The organism is uncultured Serinicoccus sp. (assembly GCF_947487915.1).
Taxonomy (GTDB): domain Bacteria; phylum Actinomycetota; class Actinomycetes; order Actinomycetales; family Dermatophilaceae; genus Ornithinicoccus.
Genome location: NZ_CANKYH010000001.1, coordinates 345544 through 361907, shown reverse-complemented (window position 1 = coordinate 361907; position 16364 = coordinate 345544). Strand labels below are relative to the sequence as shown.

Annotated in this window: 11 protein-coding genes and 2 pseudogenes; 6 read left to right on the top strand and 7 right to left on the bottom strand. The window is 64.0% G+C overall.

Annotation, left to right across the window (positions count from 1 at the left end; all coding sequences use genetic code 11):
- Positions 1–53 precede the first annotated feature (53 nt).
- From Q0795_RS01470 to Q0795_RS01455, 4 genes are all read left to right on the top strand, one after another.
- A complete protein-coding gene (locus Q0795_RS01470) occupies positions 54–2942 on the top strand; it encodes a vitamin B12-dependent ribonucleotide reductase (RefSeq protein ID WP_298885625.1) in 2889 nt (962 codons plus the stop codon).
- A gap of 385 nt (positions 2943–3327) precedes the next feature.
- Complete coding sequence (locus tag Q0795_RS01465) at positions 3328–4080, top strand: hypothetical protein (protein WP_298885623.1); 753 nt, start codon at positions 3328–3330, stop codon at positions 4078–4080.
- A 121-nt stretch (positions 4081–4201) separates the two neighbouring features.
- A complete protein-coding gene (locus tag Q0795_RS01460) occupies positions 4202–5476 on the top strand; it encodes a hypothetical protein (protein ID WP_298885621.1) in 1275 nt (424 codons plus the stop codon).
- A gap of 305 nt (positions 5477–5781) precedes the next feature.
- Positions 5782–6963, top strand: coding sequence for a DUF4041 domain-containing protein (locus Q0795_RS01455; RefSeq protein ID WP_298885619.1), 1182 nt, complete (start codon positions 5782–5784; stop codon positions 6961–6963).
- 267 nt (positions 6964–7230) lie between these two features.
- On the opposite strand, the gene qatD is transcribed toward Q0795_RS01455, so the two are convergent.
- The 6 genes from qatD to Q0795_RS01425 form a co-directional block, all read right to left on the bottom strand.
- Positions 7231–7962: a Qat anti-phage system TatD family nuclease QatD gene (qatD, locus tag Q0795_RS01450; RefSeq protein WP_298885617.1), complete on the bottom strand. Its 732-nt coding sequence runs from the start codon at positions 7960–7962 to the stop codon at positions 7231–7233.
- Positions 7959–9236, bottom strand: a complete 1278-nt coding sequence (qatC, locus tag Q0795_RS01445) for a Qat anti-phage system QueC-like protein QatC (protein WP_298885615.1) — start codon at positions 9234–9236, stop codon at positions 7959–7961. The genes qatD and qatC overlap by 4 nt, the downstream gene beginning before the upstream one ends.
- A complete protein-coding gene (gene qatB, locus Q0795_RS01440; RefSeq protein ID WP_366942442.1) occupies positions 9233–10042 on the bottom strand; it encodes a Qat anti-phage system associated protein QatB in 810 nt (269 codons plus the stop codon). The genes qatC and qatB overlap by 4 nt, the downstream gene beginning before the upstream one ends.
- Positions 10023–11894, bottom strand: coding sequence for a P-loop NTPase fold protein (locus tag Q0795_RS01435; protein WP_298885612.1), 1872 nt, complete (start codon positions 11892–11894; stop codon positions 10023–10025). Before Q0795_RS01435 ends, qatB begins: the two co-directional genes overlap by 20 nt.
- 333 nt (positions 11895–12227) lie before the next feature.
- The gene (locus Q0795_RS01430; RefSeq protein ID WP_298885610.1) at positions 12228–13151 is read right to left on the bottom strand and encodes a tyrosine-type recombinase/integrase; all 924 of its coding nucleotides are present in this window, start codon (positions 13149–13151) and stop codon (positions 12228–12230) included.
- Between the two features lie 205 nt (positions 13152–13356).
- Positions 13357–13692: a hypothetical protein gene (locus Q0795_RS01425; RefSeq protein ID WP_298885608.1), complete on the bottom strand. Its 336-nt coding sequence runs from the start codon at positions 13690–13692 to the stop codon at positions 13357–13359.
- Positions 13693–14097: 405 nt separating this feature from the next.
- Between Q0795_RS01425 and Q0795_RS01420 the strand changes: the two are divergent.
- A pseudogene (locus tag Q0795_RS01420) lies at positions 14098–14747 on the top strand (transposase); the annotation flags it as partial.
- Positions 14748–14941: 194 nt separating this feature from the next.
- The gene (locus Q0795_RS01415; RefSeq protein WP_298885606.1) at positions 14942–15469 is read left to right on the top strand and encodes a hypothetical protein; all 528 of its coding nucleotides are present in this window, start codon (positions 14942–14944) and stop codon (positions 15467–15469) included.
- 378 nt (positions 15470–15847) lie between these two features.
- Here Q0795_RS01415 and Q0795_RS01410 read toward each other — a convergent pair.
- A pseudogene (locus Q0795_RS01410) lies at positions 15848–16336 on the bottom strand (transposase); the annotation flags it as partial.
- Between the last annotated feature and the right edge of the window lie 28 nt (positions 16337–16364).

Below are 16364 nucleotides of genomic sequence, written 5' to 3'. Positions count from 1 at the left end.
TTGACTTACATCAGCAACTCCGAGCACGACACCACACACAGGGAGAGCTAGTCATGACAGAGACGACCGGGGCGAAGACGCGTGCACGTAGGGGCGGCAAGGGCCTGACCATCGAGCGCATCTTCACCACGCCTGGTGTCCACCCCTACGACCAGGTGACCTGGGAGAAGCGGGACGTCGTCCAGACCAACTGGAAGACCGGGGAGACGATCTTCGAGCAGCGTGGTGTGGAGTACCCCGACTTCTGGTCGGCCAACGCCTCGACCATCGTCACGACCAAGTACTTCCGCGGCGCCGTCGGCACCGAGGCCCGCGAGACCGGCCTCAAGCAGCTCATCGACCGCGTCGTCCTCACCTACGTCAAGGCGGGCAAGGAGCACGGCTACTTCGCCACCGACGAGGACGCCGAGATCTTCGAGCACGAGCTGACGTATGCCCTCGTGCACCAGGTCTTCTCGTTCAACTCTCCCGTGTGGTTCAACGTCGGCACCCAGAGCCCGCAGCAGGTCAGCGCCTGCTTCATCCTCTCGGTCGACGACTCGATGGACTCGATCCTCAACTGGTACAAGGAGGAGGGCTTCATCTTCAAGGGCGGCTCGGGCGCCGGCCTCAACCTCTCCCGCATCCGCTCCTCCAAGGAACTGCTGTCCTCCGGCGGCACCGCCTCCGGCCCGGTCTCCTTCATGCGCGGCGCCGACGCCTCCGCGGGCACCATCAAGTCCGGTGGCGCCACCCGTCGCGCGGCGAAGATGGTCGTCCTCGACGTCGACCACCCCGACATCGAGGAGTTCATCGACACCAAGGCGCGCGAGGAGGACAAGATCCGCGCCCTGCGTGACGCCGGATTCGACATGGACCTCGGCGGCAACGACATCGTGTCGGTCCAGTACCAGAACGCCAACAACTCCGTGCGCGTCTCCGACGAGTTCATGCGCGCCGTGGAGGAGGAGTCCGAGTTCGGCCTCACCTCCCGCAAGGACGGCTCGGTCGTCACCACCGTCGACGCCAAGCACCTCTTCACCAAGATGGCGCAGGCCGCGTGGGAGTGCGCCGACCCGGGCATCCAGTACGACGGCACCATCAACGACTGGCACACCAACCCGGAGACCGGCCGGATCACCGCGTCCAACCCCTGCTCCGAATACATGTCGCTGGACAACTCCAGCTGCAACCTCGCCTCGCTCAACCTCATGAAGTTCCTGCGCGAGGACGACACCTTCGACGTGGAGACCTACCAGAAGGTCGCCGAGCTGGTCATCACCGCGATGGACATCTCGATCTGCTTCGCGGACTTCCCGACCGACCCGATCGGCGAGACCACCCGCAACTACCGCCAGCTCGGCATCGGCTACGCCAACCTCGGCGCGCTGCTCATGGCGACCGGCCACGGCTACGACTCCGAGGGCGGCCGCGCGCTCGCCGCGTCGCTGACCTCGCTCCTCACCGGCGCCGCCTACAAGCGCTCCGCCGAGCTCGCCGGTGTCGTCGGCCCCTACAACGGGTATGCCCGCAACGCTGACGCGCACAAGCGGGTCATGCGCAAGCACCAGGCGGCGAACGACGAGATCCGCACGCTGCACACGATGGACTCCTCGGTGCACAAGGCCGCGACCAAGGCCTGGGACGCCGTCGTCAAGACGGGGGAGAAGAACGGCTACCGCAACGCGCAGGCCTCCGTGCTCGCCCCCACCGGCACCATCGGCTTCATGATGGACTGCGACACCACCGGCATCGAGCCCGACTTCTCGCTGGTGAAGTTTAAGAAGCTCGTCGGTGGCGGCTCGATGCAGATCGTCAACCAGACCATCCCCCGGGCGCTCAACCGCCTGGGGTATGCCGACGAGACCGTCGAGGCGATCGTCGAGTTCATCGCCGAGAAGGGCCACGTCATCGACGCCCCGGGTCTCAAGCCGGAGCACTACGAGGTCTTCGACTGCGCCATGGGTGCCCGGGCGATCCGCCCGATGGGCCACGTGCGGATGATGGCCGCGGTGCAGCCGTTCCTCTCCGGTGCCATCTCCAAGACTGTCAACGTGCCGGAGTCGGCGACCGTCGAGGACATCGCCGAGGTCTACCTGCAGGGCTGGAAGCTCGGCCTCAAGGCGCTCGCCGTCTACCGCGACAACTGCAAGGTCGGTCAGCCGCTGTCCGACGGCAAGGCGGACAAGGAGAAGAAGGCCGACGAGGTTGAGGCCCCGGCCGAGAAGGTGGTGGAATACCGCCCGGTCCGCAAGCGGCTCCCCAAGCGCCGGTCCAGCCAGACCACGAGCTTCGCTGTGGGCGGCGCGGAGGGCTACCTCACCGCCGGCACCTACGAGAGCGGAGACCTGGGCGAGCTGTTCCTCAAGTTCGGCAAGCAGGGCTCGACCCTGGCCGGGGTCATGGACGCCTTCTCGATCGCTGTGTCGATCGGCCTGCAGTACGGCGTGCCGCTGGAGACCTTCGTCGAGAAGTTCACCAACCTGCGCTTCGAGCCAGCCGGTATGACGGACGACCCGGACGTGCGCATGGCGCAGTCGATCATGGACTACGTCTTCCGCCGCCTGGCACTGGACTACCTGGACTTCGAGACTCGGTCGTTCATGGGCATCCACAGCGCCGAGGAGCGGGCCCGCCAGCTGGAGACCGGGTCGTACGCCCCGCTCGAGCCGTCGAACGACGACGACGACTACGAGGACGAGCTGGAGAACTACAGCCAGACCGCGGCCACCACGCCGGCCAAGAAGGCCGACAAGGTGGAGAAGGTGGCCGACCAGTCCGGTGCCGGCGCAGCGGGCGCTCGCAAGGTCGACGCGGAGATCCACTCCTCGGCCGAGCTGCTCGAGCAGTTCCAGGGCAAGGTCGCTGACGCGCCGATCTGCATGACCTGCGGGACGAAGATGCGTCCGGCTGGTTCGTGCTACGTCTGCGAGGGCTGCGGAAGCACCAGCGGCTGCAGCTGACGAGATTGCTCATCGCAGGGGCTGTTCGGACTCATCCGAACAGCCCCTGCGGCGTCTCGCTAGGGCAGTCATAAGCGGCGGAATGTCGCACCCACTGGTAGCGCGGCCTCCCCGGCCTCGATCGGGTGTCGGTGAGTTCGCCCAAAGGCGTGGAGTCCTTGGCTGTGACGCCGCTCGCACGGCGTCGTAGGGTCGTGGGGTCACGCAGAAGTCGGATGAGGGGTGTTGGGTGATGGGTATTCGCGATTGGCTACGCAAGGCGAAGGGCAATGGCGCCGACGTCCCTGGGAAGGCTCCACTCCCCGGGAGTGACCGCGGGCAAGGTGGGGCCCTTACGGTCGAGGCGATTCTGCGCCCTGGATGGGGTGCGTGTGAGCCGGTAAAGATGGCGGGCACTACTACGTCCACTGCCGACGAGTGCAGACATCTCTTCAGGTTCGCGGGGCTCCCTGAAGGCGGACACTTCGAAGCGCCAGCGACGCTCGTCGCTATGGGTGTGGAGGGCCGAGAACGGCCTGTGATTGCGGTGCACGTGGAGGGTGCCCGGGTCGGCTTCCTGCCCCGCTACCTGGCCGCACAGGTTAACCCGCAGAACCGGCCGCTCGTGGGTGTTGCGGCTGAGGCGCGGGTGCAGATGTGGGGGGCTGGGGTTGGTGACGGGCTTCGGGTGATCGGGTGGGTGGCGCCGGGTCCAGGATCGGTGGCGTGGCCGCACGATGACGAGAACCCGGCCGCGGTGACGGTAGAGGATCAGCGTGCCGAGGAGCATGCGGCGAGGACAGCCATGGTTCGAGGGGCGCTTGAGGGGGACGACCCCCGCCGCGCAGAGCAGTTCGAGCGCGGTCTGGTCGGTGGAGTGCACTACCTGGAAACCGTCGAGCCCATTAAGCAGCTCAAGCGGGACGGAAAGTTGGAAGAGGCTCTCGAGCTCTGCTATGCCGCCATTGAGGGTGCTGAGGCTGCCCGAGACGGCCGTGAGCCTGCGCCTTGGTACACGGAGCAGGCAGCCATCATCCATCGCAAGCGAGGCGAGCGGGCCGAGGAAATTGCGGTCCTGCGCCGCTGGTTGATGGCGTGCCCCCCTGAGCGTCGAGCGGGGTCGAGGCTCCAGGGGCGGCTCCAGAAAATTGAGGTCTGAGTGCTCAGCTTCCACCGCACCGCAGGCTCCCAAATCTGCTGTCATCCGTTTGGTCTAAGTGGCTGCCGCGCATTATGGGGCGTAGTTTTCGTGACTGATCACACAAGTGAAAGGTGTAAAGATGGCAAGACGGGGATTCTTCGCGGAACTGAACTACCAGGCCCAGCAGGCGGAGAAGAGGCAGAGGCAGCGGCAGGTTGCGACGGTGAGGGCGCACAACGCGGCCGTGCGGGAGGCCGACCGTGCGGCAAAGGCGGCCGAGCGTGCCAGGCTTGCAGCTGAGCGGGCCAACGACGCTGACCGGAAGGCGGCGGAGAAGGAGGCTAAGCGTCTTCACGTTGAGGCGCGTGAAGCTGAGGTCGAAGAGCTGAACACAAATCTCACGTCCATTTACGAGGAGATTGACCGACTTCTTGAGGCGACGCTCGGAGTCGACGACTACGTCGACCTCGAGACGCTGAAGTCTGCAGCCGTGCATCCAGAGTTCGCGCCCGGTGCGTTGGGCGAACCCATCAGGCCGCCCCTGGCGCCGCAACTGCGAGACGCCCCTGTCTTCACCGAGCCTGAGCCACCGAAAGGCCTCGCTGGGGCGTTCGGTGGGAAGAAGAAGCACGCCGCGGCCGTCGAGCAAGCGCGGGCCGCGCATGCTCAGGCGGTCCGGTACCACGAGGCGTACGTCGCCGAGCGGACGGCGGAGCACGACCGCGCGCTGGAGAAGCATGCAGCGGCGGAGCAGGACCGACTGGCGAAACTCGCGAGGGCTCAGGAGCGGTACCAAGCCGAATGCGCGCAGCGTGACGCAGACGCGCAGGCACACAACGCGGACTTGGCGAAGTTCATCAACGACCTTGCCTTCGACGTCCCCTCGGCGATCGAGGAGTACGTCGGCATCGTGCTGTCAAACTCCGTGTACCCGGACGCTTTCCCAGTGGAGTACGACCACTCCTTTGACTTGTCCTCGCGTGAGCTGACCCTATCGGTGTACATCCCCGAACCCTCGGTGCTGCCGTCCGTGAAGGATTACCGGTACGTGAAGACGAAGGATGAAATCGTCGCCACGCAGCTGTCCGCAAAGGCGCAGAAGGACCGCTACTCCTCTGCCGTGCACGAGACGGCCTTGCGGACGCTGCATGAGGTGTTCGAGGCAGAACGTGCCGGCAAGATCCAGTCCATCGCGTTGACCGTCGGCGTCAATCGAGTCTCCCCAGCCACCGGACTGCCGGAGACCGTACCGCTAGTCCAGGTCGCAGCCGGTCGCGACACGTTCGACCAGTTCGAGCTGGTCAACGTGGTTGCTGTCGAGACGCTCAAGCATCTCGGTGCGGCGCTGTCGAAGAACCCGTTCGACCTCGCCCCGGCCGACACCAGCCGCGGCGTCCGCCAGCAGGGCAAGTGATGCGGTACAACCCGCCGCCCGGATGGCCTCAGCCTCCAGAGGGGTGGGTACCGCCAGCCGGGTGGAAGCCGGATCCGTCATGGCCCGATCCACCTGAAGGGTGGCAGTTTTGGGTCTCTGACCTCGAGACAGACGAAGGTCACGAAGGCGGAGCCGCGTCGGCTGAATCAGAATCTTCCCCATTGTTCGACCCGATACCGGACTCGGCGAAGGACACGGGCGGTGGCCGGGCAGGAGATAGCGCCCCACTTGAACGGCAGTCAGCTGAGGCGTCCCCTCTCGCCCCGGCACCGACGAGATCAGCTGTGAGCCCACCCGCGGACCCTTCGGCATCCACCTTCGTAGCCGACAGCTCTGCAACGGGCTCCGGCGACCCCGCCCTTCTGACGCGGATCCGCGAACTCGAGCACGCCCTCGCGGTGGCTCATGCCGACGAAGGCGGCGATGGCGCGGTCGTCGAGTTGAGCGACCAGCGGGTGCTCCAAGATGTCGGCATCTACCGCTATCACCATCCCCTCGAGGACGCGGCGGCGTACAAGGATCGGCTCGACGCCATCAACGTCCGCGTCGACAAGTTCGTGAAGACCGGTCGCGCCGTCCTGGCCTCCGACATGTTCACGTTAGATGGGTCACTGGCCAAGGGCCGGAAGATGACAGCGGACTTCTCCAAGCTGATGCTGCGCGCTTACAACGCTGAGGCGGACAACTGCGTACGGTCGCTGCGCTCGGGCAACGTCCACACCGCCAAGGCGCGACTCGAGCGCGCGATGGCAGCCATCGAGAGGCTCGGCGCCATTATGGAGATGCGCGTCAACCCTGACTACCACCAGGTGCGGGTCGAGGAGCTTGAGCTCACTGCGGACTTCCAGATGAAGGTGCAGGAGGAGAAAGAGCGCGCTCGCGAGCAGCGTGCAGAGTTGCGCGAGCAGCAGCGAGTCGAGAAGGAACTTGCAGCTGAGCGGGAGCGCTTGGACAAGGAACGGGCCCACTACATTGGCGTCCTCGAGGCGTTGCTGGCAAAGGGCGACGATGCAGCGGTCGCCGAGCTTGAGGGCCGCCTGCATGACATCGACGCCGCCATCGAGGCCAACGACTACCGGGCAGCGAACATCCGCGCCGGCTACATCTACGTCATCTCCAATGTTGGCGCGCTGGGGCCGAACGTGGTGAAGATCGGCATGACGCGCCGGCTGGAACCGCGTGATCGTGTCCGGGAGCTCGGGGATGCGTCGGTGCCGTTCCTGTACGACACGCACGCGCTCTTCTTTTCTGAGGACGCCATCACGTTGGAGAACGAGCTGCACAAGGCGTTCGCGGACCGGCGGGTAAACCATGTAAACGCCCGTCGGGAGTTTTTCTTTGCTTCGCCCGCGGAAGTTCGTGAATTGCTGATAGAGAAGGTCGGGGGGCTACTCGAATTCAATGAAGATCCGCAGGCACCAGAGTACTTCCAATCCCGCGGACTCTGGCCAAGCTTCGACTCCTGATCGCAAGCTGCAGGCCGTGCGCGCTGGCGGCGGACCGACTCGCGAGAAGCGCGCTGAGTTGCCGAGAGCCGCAGCCCAAGAGTGCACCCCGCGTACGCGGCGGAATGACGCACGCTTGTCGGCGACGGACGCCACGATTGACCCGCGGCACGAGCGTGAGCATCTTCTTGCTTGGTTGAGGGTCCTGGCCGTCACGTTGTCCACTGTTGCGTAGAGCTCGCCGGTCGACTCTGAGATGTGTATCCCGAACGGAGGCATCACGTCCGCCTACTGACCCGCGAGCAAAGTTGCCTCATTGCGGCGAATGATCGACTCCGCCTCGGGGTAGTCGACGTTCCAGATGTTCGAAAGCGATAGGCAGGCAACTGCAATGTCCCACGGCTCTAGAGGGGCTCGGCGGAGTTGCGCGAACGGACCGTCGGTTTCTAAGAGGACACGGCTACGCGGCATCGCAGCCACGAGGCTTCGGCCCTTGGCGCCAGCGATCATCGCCGGTCCTACGCTGAACCAGCAGCCTCGGCTGATTGCCCTCTCAAGCTCAGCGCGGCTGCCGGAGAACCAGTGCAACAGGGACGATCGGACGCCATCGAACTCCTCTAGCAAGTCTAGTACTGGTGTGGCTGCTCGGCGGCTATGGATCGAGATGATCTTGTTTCCCGCGTCGTTACACGCATGGAGGATATGCCGGAAGACTCTTGACTGATCTGTCCAACTCGCCTTAAATCCGGGAGACCCATCGAGACCCACCTCGCCAATGAAGCGCGCCTTGTCGAGCAGCGCGTCAAAGGTCTTCAACTCGTGCTTGCGCTCGCTGGCCAACTGCGGATGGAGCCCGAGGGCAGTTCTAATGGCTGGGCGCCCTTGACCCAGCCGCGAAGTACCGATCCACGCTGAAGGTGTGGTCGTCACTGACAACACGCCAATGCCTCTGCGCTGGACTTCATCAGCCGTCTCGACAGGGTTGGGGTAGAGATCGAGATGAGAGTGGAAGTCGATCACGCCAGACCGTAATTGCCGTGCAGCGCACCCAGTTCTTCGAGCCCTCGCCGAAGCATCTCGCGTAGCGCCGCTCGGTTCGAGATCCGCGGCGAACTAAGGGTAGGGCCGAGCCACCGGTCGAAACCTTCCTCGGCGACAACTAGCCGGGCGAGGCCCACGGAACGCACATCGTCGAAGGCAGCGTGATCCTCGTCGGGACGACCAAGGTCGGCGTATACGTACTCCGTGGGATCGTTGCGACCCCAGGCGATAAAGGCGGCTCGACGAATCTGGCAGGGGACACACCGTCCGCAGTGTCTGTAGTTGAACCGCTGAAAACGTCCACAACTGGTGGAGACCGACGCTTCGGTCGACAGGAGCGGTTGGTCCAGACACTCGCGGAGCATCTCCCCCTTGGTTTTTTCCGCGTACGGGTTCAAGATGTTGATCCGCAGTCCCACCCCATCGAAAATCTCCTGCATCCGACCGAGGAAATCTGGATGTGCGGTGCGGGTACTGAGACTCCCAATTCGCGCGATAGTAAGCGGAGGATTGATCGCAATGAACCCGTTCTCGCAGGCATATAGCGGAACGGCCTCCCCGTTGCGATATCGTTCTGTTGAGGTGGCAGCCAGAACAGCGAAGGCGAGAAAGATCAGCGAACGCGAGCGCTGTGACGTCTCTTTAAGCCCGCGTCTAGTGCTCGCATTGTGATTGACCTGTAGGTGCTCGAGGCCGCCGCCAATGATACGCGCAAATCGATTCTGCTTTTCGGCGTCTCCGCGCACTGTTTGACTCACAGCGAAGAGTTGCCGGCCGTTCACGGCGAGATCGATGGCGCCGATCAATGAATCCAACCCTCCCGATAGCAGCACGACTGCATCGGTATCGGGATAGCGCGGCTTCTTGGGGGGCTTCGGGACCGTACCTCCTTCTCGGAATGTGACTTGCCACCGGTCGGTGGTGAGGAACGCGAGTGCCGACGACAACGAGGAGGCGAACGGTTCCCAGCGCGCTGAGTCGTGGAGGGCGACGTTGAGATCGAGCTCCCGAGTCCATCCATCCGAGCTGGTGTCTCGCTTCGTCGCCCCGTCGGCGACAACAACCGAGAGTGCGATCGCCAACAGGTCCCACGCAGCGGAGTCGGGAACTAGCTTCTGTCGCCGCACGGTGACCGCAGCTGACCCACCCGCGCTCGCCACGTCGTTCGATGTCGCTCGACCAAAAAGCACAACGGGGGTAGATGTCTCATCGACCTTCGTGAGCGCTGAGGTTGGACCGCTGACGTATCTCATGCCGTGTACTCCTCGAACACATTGAGCGTCTCGCGGAGCGCTTGTGCGGTGAGACGCGCCACGTTTGCTGTCGTCGCCGGGGCGCCCCGTTCGCGGACAGTTCTGAACGCCGCAGCGACTTGCTGGCTGATGAACTCCCGTACCTGCCTCAGACGACGTAGGGCTGTCGCCGGGTCGGGCGCCTTATCCATGATGGTCTTCTTGAGGTCCAGACAGAATCGACCGTAGACGTCGAGCGCCGCGTATCGCTCGATGACGAACTCTCGTTGCGCGTTGGTGAGCGCGAGTAGATCAGCATCAGGGAAGCGCACCAAGAGGTCGGTGAGGGCGTCACGAACCGCGTGTCGAGAAGACTCCCTGTCTTGCGTTCCGTCAGCGGGGCTCGCAGCTTCGACGATGGCGTCCAAGACCACATTGACATCGTTACCGCTCGCAAGAGCTGCGTCCCGGAGCGCGCTGCCATCGGGTGAGCGCCCTGACTGGAGTACGCCGTTCAAGCGCCCGGCGGTTGCCGCGACGCCGCCCACGCGACGGCTCATTGTTGCACTGCCGCCGTAACCGGTTCTCACGTAGTGGCCCAGCGTCCGACGCAGGTAGCGGTTATCACCCGACTGAGCGAAGCGGCCGAGTCCTCGTCGAGCGTCGCGGAAGCGGGCGCGAGGCGCCAAGGCCCCGGGCTTTGGCACGTCCTCGCCTTCAGGAGGCGAGCCCCCGTCCGGTGGTTCATTCGGGTCGATGTCATCGGCCCAAGGTGGTACCAGCGGGACTCCTGCCCCCGGCCCACTGCTACTCTGCGAGGTTCCCATTCTGGCCCTGACTGTCGATGATCCTCTTTACAGGGCCTGCGACGCCTGGCGAACCTTTCCAGTGCGCAAGCACGTCGGAAGCCCACGGTAGTGACGCAATCTTGGGAACGATACTGGGCTCGATCTGTCCACCCGGACGCTCGATGAGGAAGCCGGCAATCGTGGTGCCCTGTGACTCGTCAGCATTGGCGACAGAAATGCAGGCTTGCAGGATCGCCGGAACGCCCCATGCCTGTTCCTGCCGTGCGCGGGCAAGCAGGCGTTCCATAATGATGCCAATCTCCGTTCGCTGGAGACCTCGCAAGTCACTCTCTAGCGCCTCGGCTTCCTCAGGACTCTCCAGCAGCGCTGTGAGCAAGGCGGCAGCCTCAGACGAGAGTCGGTCTGCCGAAGTGATCAGTGGGGCTTGTTCACGTCCCACATACAGGGCTCCTCGAAGGTCTTCGTCGGCGAGGACTGGAGGGAGTGCGAGCCATTCGCGGATGAACGCGTCATCCCACGCTCCCGTGAGCTCATACCTTTGTCCGGCTAGCGCAGCCTCTTCCCAATCTGCGAGAAGCCGTGGCTTTCCATCTGGGTCGGCGTTAACAGCGGACGTGAGCGCCGCGTAAGCGGTCTTGGGCGCGAGGCGCTCGAACAGGAGCAACTTCGCTAGCACGGCTTCGTCCACGCCAACGCTTTGGGCTGCCGATATTGTCATCCGAATTGAAAGCGCGTTAAGGAAGCGCTTGATGAGTCGAGGGTTACCGGAGATTCGGTTAGAGGTCGTCATGAGCGGGGCGAGGCGTTCAGCCGTATCTAGCCGCGCGACGAGGGCAGCCGGCAGTTCTACGCCGAAACTGGAAATGTAGTTCTTGTCGACCCGCTTTCCCTTCCAAGAATCCCGGAGCTGGGAAGCAATTGCTCTCCGCAAGGCATCTTTTTGCCCGGCATCGAGTGCGCTGTTCTCGATGAAGAGCATCATCATATAGGCCCTCACCTCTTGCGTGCCGAGGGCGGGGACTCGAATCGGAACCTGAATGAGCTTGTCGAAGTAGTTGGTGACTAGCGTGTCGTCGTTGAGTTCGCCGAAGTGCTTCTTTACCGCGTGTTTGATCATGTTGTCGTCAGCGGCGATTACGAAAGCTGTGTTCTTGAGGAACAAGAACAACCGAATCGCTTCGAGCGTGGATATTGTAGTATCGGGCAGGCATCGATCGAGGTCATCAATGAGAACGACTAGTGTGACCCCGATTTCTCCTAGCGCGTCCTCGAAAGAATCTCGAAGCGCCTGAATCTCCTTCGGAGGCGAGTACTCCTTCTGCGGGTCCAGCAAAGCGCGCCCTGCCGTTGCAACTGTCGACGCAGCGGCACCGGCTCTCTCCAACCCCTGCTCATCGATCTCGCCCGCTGCTCCGTCCTTGACGAGGCCGGCAACTTCTGCAGGGAGGCCGACCGGAGGAAGGCCCAAGGCGACCGCCGCCGCCGGCAACGCGAACAGTTTCGCCAGACGAAACCACTTGACGCGCCCCAGGAACTCTCGGGCCTTATCAACTCCCGACTCCCTCTCGGCAGCCTCAGCAGCAAGTTTGCTCGCAATGACATCCAGGAGTGCGGCTCGGGCATCGTCGTAGCCCTGATAGAGCCAAGCGTTGAACTCTACGAAGAGGTACTTTTCCGGAGCGCTCTCGGGTTGATGCTTGCTTAACGATGCCTTCGTCAGCTTGATCATCGACGACTTGCCCACGCCCCAGTCGCCTGAGACCCCGATGGAAACGGGCCGGCCATCCGCGCCGACGATCATCTCGGCGATCGTGTCCGCTACGCCTTCGAAGTTGAGGAAGTCTCGATCGGTCTCGTTGTCGGGCCACATGGTGCGTTGGCCCCCCTCCTGAGTCCGGCAAGTGAGTCCTCTCTTAGCCTAAAAGTATCCCCCGCAGTGGCACCGTGGAGGGAGGCGCGCCGTGCCGAACGCCCAAGAGTCCAGGTTATGGCAAGTCAAAGGACCCGGCCGTCATGTTCCGGTGCGACCGATCGCTGTGGGGCGATCCGACCGTCGCGCTTCGCGTTCCTGGTTGCGTATAGAGGGTAAGCGCTGCCGCCGGAGCCAACTCAGGTGCGACTGTCGCCCCTCTCTGCCGAGATGCGCGACTCGCTGTAGCCAATACTGGGCGGAACTGACGCCAGCCGTGGGCAACGGACAGGTTCAGACGCCGGCGACGTAGGCGGTGAGGAAGTGGACGCCGTGGCGGTCGAGGTTGCCGCGGGCCCGGTCGTAGTGCTCGGTGGTCCTGGGATCAGCATGACGGGCGAGGATCTGGACGTCGCGCAGTGGCACGCCGGCGTCTAGGGCGTTCGTGATGGCGGCGTGGCGTAGCGAGTGGGGGCTGATGTGCCGGGGGATCCGCGCGGTCTTCGCGATGCGCTGCACCATCCGGTAGACGTCACGACGGTCGATCGGTCTCCCAGAGACCGGGCGCAGCACTAGTCGCCCGGTGGTGCGCTCACCGCGGCAGGCCTCCAGGACCCGCAGCACGGGGACCGTCAGCGGCATCGTGGCCGGCTTGTTGCCCTTGCCGACCAGGTGCAGCACCCGGTGGCCCCGCAGCACGCCGGTGTAGTCCTCGATGCGAACGGCTGCGGCCTCAGAGGCGCGCAGCGCGTTGATCCCTAGCAGGTAGGCCAGCGCGCCGTGGTGGACGGTGATCGTCTGGGCGACCTGGAGGAAGCGGATCAGCTCCAAACGGTCCAAGCCCTGGGTGCGGGACTCGTCCCGGTGGACCTTCGGAAGCCGGGCATACACGGCCGGGTCGGCCGCGATGATGCCGTCGATGTGCGCGAACCGGAAATAGCCCCGGACGGCGTGCATCATCGTGTTCACAGAGGAGTCCGCCAAGCCCGCTTCTCCAAGCTCCCGGATGTAGAGCTCCACATGGGCCCGCTGGATCCCGACCAGAGGATTTAGCCCGTTGCCCTCGCACCAGGCGAACCAGCGGCCCAGTTGGGTCCGGTACAAGGCGTGGGTGGCTCCGGAGTAGCGGGCCAAGAACGAGACAGCCGCAAGCTGTGCGGGGCTCATCGAGGACGGTTGGAACGGCAGTGCCGCCGTGGAGCTGGTCGTGGTGGACATGGTCGCCTCCTGCGGCGACCTGGGTCCGGGCCAAGTCGGTGCCCGCCGCCAGCCCGACGAGGCTGTCGACTCCCACGACGCTACGCCGACCCCAGGCCCAGTGTCCGGTCGCGGCGGTGAGACGCACCTGTCACCGTGCGTGCAGCACACTCAGCTGGCTTGTCCACTATCTCTGGATCCTAGGGAACAGGGCGGGCACTATGGCTCAGAACCAGTCCATGACCACAAAGACGTACACCCCGAACGTCGCCATTGCCCCAAAGAAAAACATTGCAAATAAGACGTACCTGGCCAAGGAGGGCAACCTCCGCAGGCCGCCGGCAATTATCAAGCCACCAGACAAGGCGATGAGCGGCGGAAGAGTCATGACCCCGATGACAACGGTTCGCTGGCCCTCGGGCTTGCTCACGTATCCGGCCGCTATGGCCCACAGCCACGCCACGCTGGCCGCTAGAAGAGTGCCCGCCGCCTGCACGAGTACGTCACGCACGAAGCTAGGTCTGTCCGCCCATGACGGCGGCTTAGTTACCTCATCATCCATGCGACGCATCCTCACACATTGGAATGGCCCGCAAGTGTGAGTGCGAAGTGGTGACACTAGCGGGCGATTGAGAGCCACAAGCCCGTGCGGGGTAGGTGCGCGATCACCTGCTCGTGTTACTTGATGCTGAAGCCCTTCCCGCGGCCTCGGGCGCCGGGTGCGTTCTTGACTACGTCGTCGGGGACCAGCTTTTTGAAGTCCGCGCGCGTGACGACGATGTCTCGACGGTTGCCGTTGCTGCCGACCTAGATCACCACGAGGTTGTCCGCAGGGCTGAGGCTGTCCACCTCTCCGAGGAGGATGTCCAGTTGCTTGGGCTCGTCCACGCTTGGCTGGGAGCAAACCAACTTCTTGACAGAGTCAGCCTCGTTAACGGGCTCTTCGTCTTTGAGGGTGGGGTGAGCCGCCTACGCCGACTGGCTCGAGGCCCGCGGGCAGGAGTTCACCAACGGTGTCGACGTGGCCACCCTGGACCCGTTCCAGGGGTACAAGAGCGCCATCGACGATGAGCTCGCCGACGCCACCGCGGTCCTGGACGCCTTCCACGTCGTCGCCCTGGGCACGAAGTGCGTGGACGAGGTGCGCCGGCGGGTGCAACAGGACACACCGGCCACCGCGGCCGCAAAGGCGACCCGCTGTACGGGATTCAGACCATCCTGCGCGCCGGCGCTGAGAACCTGACCGACAAGCAGCGCGCCCAGATCGAGCGGGCGTTCGCCGCCCGCCCCGAGCACGAGGTCGTCGACCTGACCTGGCGGTGCGCCCAGCAGCTGCGCGCCGCGTACAAGCACGCCGACAAGGCAGAGGGCCGCAAGATCGCCGAGCGCATCGTCGCCTCGTTCCCCTCCTGCCCGATCCCCGAGATCGCCCGCCTCGGCCGGACACTGCGCACGTGGAAGGAAGCGTTCCTGGCCTACTTCGACACCGACGCCACCAACGGCGGCACCGAGGCCATCAACGGCCTCATCGAGCTCCACCGACGGATCGCCCGAGGACTGACCAACTTCGAGAACTACCGCCTCCGCATGCTCCTCATCGGGGGCCTGAACCTATGACCCCACCCTCAAAGACGAAGAGCCCGTTAACGTCTTTACCGGCGACGTCGGACCCCAGCTCGACTGCACGTGCCATCTCGCGCGCCCCTCTCTCGGGTAGAAGTTCTGCCACAGCTCAGCCTTGGCTGAACTTGCTTATGAAGGACGCACTTGCATATGCAAGCCCGCGTTGACGACCGCTGATACGATGTGGCGTGGCCAATATGATTATCGAAGTCTCGAGGACCGTGGGGAAGGTCATCTTTGATGCCTACGGCCCCATCGGCCGGGTGTTCCTTGACGCTGTCACGTTGATATCTGAATCGTTCTACCGCGCGCTTTTTGGGACTGAGCCGCCTACGCGGGGAACCGACAAGCATCAAGCTAGTCAACGACCAGACAGAGGCGCGGAGCTAGATAGTGCATTGCTGCGCCTGGCGCGAGCTGGAGGTGACGCAACGGCTTTGATTGAGGAGATCGAGAGCGAGGCGCGCGAGCGACAGCGGCGGATCCAGCATCTGCAAAATTCTTTGAAAGAATTGTCGGATGAAGAGGCGAAGCTGAAGCAGCGCGTTTCCGCACTGCAGGATGCCGACCCAAAAGCAGCCGAGATATTTGCCAATCTGATTCGGGAAGACCTTGATCTGAGGGGTCGGTCAGACAGGCGCAGGGATTGGCTGATTTTCATGGTGGGTTGCTTCTTCTCCGCTGTGATCTCCGTAGTAGTAGGTCTTCTCCTCTAGCGCTGGACAGCGTTCGTCATTCGCAGCATAATTAGCGCTCCACATGAACACCGAAAGGATTTTCTTCTACTTGCACAAAGCGGTCCGGAGTTTCGGCAAACAAATTGGCGATAAAGGTTCTTGTGCTCGCCTTAGCGACGAAGTCGACGACCTGATTTGGCTCTTTTTAGTTGAGCGGGGCGCCCGGTAGGTGATCGGGCTCGTGGCCCCGACGTGCTGTTGGTCTCTCACCACCGACAGCGACGAGGCCACGAGCATGGATGACGGTACGGCAGGACTTCTGGGCCTGGAGGACGAGTCCACCGCCCTGCTGATCGAGCGGATTCACCCGGGGCGGGTGACAGCGCTCATCGAGGCTCTTCCCGGTTGCGGTGGGGGTCATAGGTTGAGTCCTCCGCCAATGAGGAGCATGCGGAGCCTGTAGTTGGACCGGTTCTTGGAGCCTCGGGCGAGTCGGCGATGCAACTCGATCGGGCCGTTGATCGCCTCGGTGCCGCCGTTCGTGGCGCCGGTGTCGAAGTAGGCCAGGAAGGCCTCTTTCCACTTCCGCAGGGTCCGGCCGAGGCGCGCGATCTCGGGGATCGGGCAGGAGGGGAAGGTCGCGACGATGCGCTCGGCGATCGCGCGTCCCGCAGTCTTGTCGACCTGCTTGTACGCGGCGCGCAGCTGCTGGGCGCACTGCCATGCCAAATCGACCACCTCGTGCTCGGCGCGGGCGGCGATCGCCCGCTCGATCCGAGCGCGCTGCTTGGCGGTGAGGTTCTCCTCCCCGGCGCGCAGGATGGTCTGGATCCCGTAGAGCGGGTCGCCCTTGCGGCCGCGGTGCCCGGTGGTGGCCTGCTGCACCCGGCGTCTGACCTCGTCGACGCAATTGGGCTCTTCACAGATGAGGGTG